This is a genomic window from Siccirubricoccus deserti (genome assembly GCF_014283215.1).
In the GTDB taxonomy this organism is placed as follows: Bacteria; Pseudomonadota; Alphaproteobacteria; order Acetobacterales; family Acetobacteraceae; genus Siccirubricoccus; species Siccirubricoccus deserti.
This window is the reverse complement of record NZ_JACOMF010000174.1, coordinates 1-2,565: the sequence shown is the minus strand read 5'-3', so window position 1 is coordinate 2,565 and position 2,565 is coordinate 1. Positions and strand designations below refer to the sequence as shown.

Below are 2,565 nucleotides of genomic sequence, written 5' to 3'. Positions count from 1 at the left end.
CTTGCACAACGCGTGTGAGCGGCAGATCGAGCTCGCAGATGAGGCCGCCGGGTTCCCACCGCCGCTCGACCCGCCCCCCGAGCTGATCCCGGATTGTCCCCTCAAGCACGCGGCTGCCGAAGCCCCGCACCAATGGGGGGCCGGGCACCACGGGACCACCGATCTCCTCCCAGCGCAGCCGCAGCCACCCGGTCTCTCGGTCGGCTTCCCAGCTCAGCCCCACCACTCCACCTGGAACCGACATGGCGCCGTGCTTCGTCGCGTTCGTGGCCAACTCATGCAGCGCCATTGCTACTGCCTGCGCGGCCTCAGGTCGCAGCCGTACTGGTGGGCCGGAGAGCTCCGCGCGTGGCGCGACTGGCATGTCCGCATCGTTTGCATTGCCCGCGCCAGGGAGGAAGGGCGCGAGTTCACCCTCTGCGAGCGCCCACAGCTCGACGCCAATCCACTGCTCCTCAGCCAGCAACGTGTGTGCCCGGGCGAGGGCCCGCACCCGCCCTTCGACTGCCCGCGCGTAGGACTGTGCATCTTCCTTCGGTGTCAGACGGAGGGTCGCCTGCACAACTGTCAGCGCGTTCTTAGCCCGGTGGTCTACCTCGCGCATGAGAAGAGCCTGACGCTCCTCGGCTTGCCGGCGCGCTGTCACATCGCGCGTAACTGCGAGCTGCGCCACCCCCCCATCCGGCAGGTGCAGCGGCGCCGCATGTGTTTCCATGCTCCGGCGCATGCCCTGAAGCCCGATCACGTCGAACTCCCAGGCCAATGCCTCCCCCTGGCAGACCCGCATGTGGTTCTCCTGCCATGCTGCCCGGTGCTCGGGCGCAACGAGGCCGAAGACGCACTTTCCCTCAACCATGTCCGCGGCCTCGGCCCCGACCATGCGTAGTCCGGCGCGGTTCATCCGCAGCAGCGTGCCGTCAAGCGCGACCACCTTCACGCACTCCGGCGTCGTCTCGAACACGGCCCGCAGCTGCGCTTCGCTTGCCGCCAGCGCCGCCTCTGCCTCCCGTCGCTCCGTCACATCCAGCGCCGCTGCCAGAGTGCGCACGACGCGTCCCGTGGCCGGGCCGCGAACCGGGGACACGCTGACGATGGCGGTGCGTACCGTGCCGTCGGGCCGGACGTAGCGCTTTTCGGTCCGGTGATCCGGCGCCTCGCCCCGTACCATCCTCCACCAGCCCGCCTGATCCGTCTCACGGTCCTCGAGGTGCACGAGGTCCAAGAATCGCCGCCCGACCAACTCAGGTTCCTGGCGTCCGAGCAGGTGGCAATAGGCCGCGTTGACCCGTAGCAGCCGGCCCGTCTCTGGATCGGACTGCGACATGGCCACGGGCGCCTGTTCGAAGGCGGTGCGGAACTCTGCCTCGCCCTCCCGCCGTGCCGCCTCGGCGCGCTCGACTGCTGCGCGCAGTGCCTCAAATTCGGCGACCGAACTCCGTGGCAGGGGTTCCGCCGTGGTGGACCGCCCCGCCGCTGCGACATCCTCAGCGCGGCGCAGCAGTGCTGCCACAGGGCGGCGGACCCGCCCAGCGAGAGTGGCAGCCAGCATCACACCAAGGGCGAGTGCCGCCACGCCACCACCAAACAGCCCCAACAGCGGGTGCACCCAACTGGCCGTGTAGGCAGCCAGCGGCTCAACCACGACCAGGGTCCAGCCGGGCGCCCGGGCCACCCCTTGCCGGGCGTATAGCCCCTCGTGGCCGTAGCTAGTGCGCGAGCGGAAGACGCCGCGCTGTTCGGCTATTCCGGAGTTGCTTTGACTTGGGGGCACGGTGCCGACGAACCGCTCATGGTCGCGCGAGCGCGCCACAATCCTTCCCCGTCCGTCTGCAACTGAGGCAAAGGCCGCACCGGAGAGGGGTTGCATGCGCAGCAGTGCGGACAGCCGGGCCGGGTCTGCCGCGACGATAACCACGCGCTCCACTCGCCCAGCCCGCAGCACCGGCGCGGCGACCGCCACCGCCCAGCTACTACTACCCGGGCTTGTGAACAGGTCTGACACCGCGGGGCGGCCGGTCTCCGCCACACGGCGGATCAGATCCCACCCACCATGGCCAGAAACAGAGGGGGACGGCACCAGCGCGGCCTTGGAGAGTCCCGTATCGAGGAGCTGGCGGTGCCCCGGCGCGGCGTCTTTGACGACCACGCGCGCGCCGCCTAGGCCCTGCGCGATTTCGGCGGCCCAGGTGCGCATAGCGGGTATCTCACTATCCGCCGCATCCCGCAGGCTTGGCGCGGAGGCGAGCGCCAGGGCGGCAGTGCCAAGGGTGTCGAACTCGCTGCTGATGGCCAGTGACAGGGCGCGGGCGGTGTCGAGCAGCCGCGCCTCAAAGGCTTGACGGTAGGCACTGGCCGCATGCCAGGCCGCGGCGCCGCCGACAGCAAGGGCAGGCAGAAGGACTGCCAGAACTAGCCCGACAAGGTGTGCACGTAGCCCGAGGCGAGGCGCGAGCCTGGCAGACTTCGTCGAGGACAACACCGGTGGCGCCCCGGGCGACCGCTCAGGTCGCCTCGTCGCAGTATCGTACTGAGAGGAGCTCACGGATAGAGGATATCAAGCATTCG

The 2,565-nt window shown here is 69.6% G+C and carries 1 protein-coding gene; it reads right to left on the bottom strand.

Features of this window, described 5'->3' with window-relative positions; translation table 11 throughout:
• Window positions 1-2,194, bottom strand: a 2,194-nt coding sequence (locus H7965_RS29460) for a PAS domain S-box protein (protein ID WP_222440887.1), incomplete at its 3' end; no start/stop codon positions are given.
• Window positions 2,195-2,565: the final 371 nt, after the last annotated feature.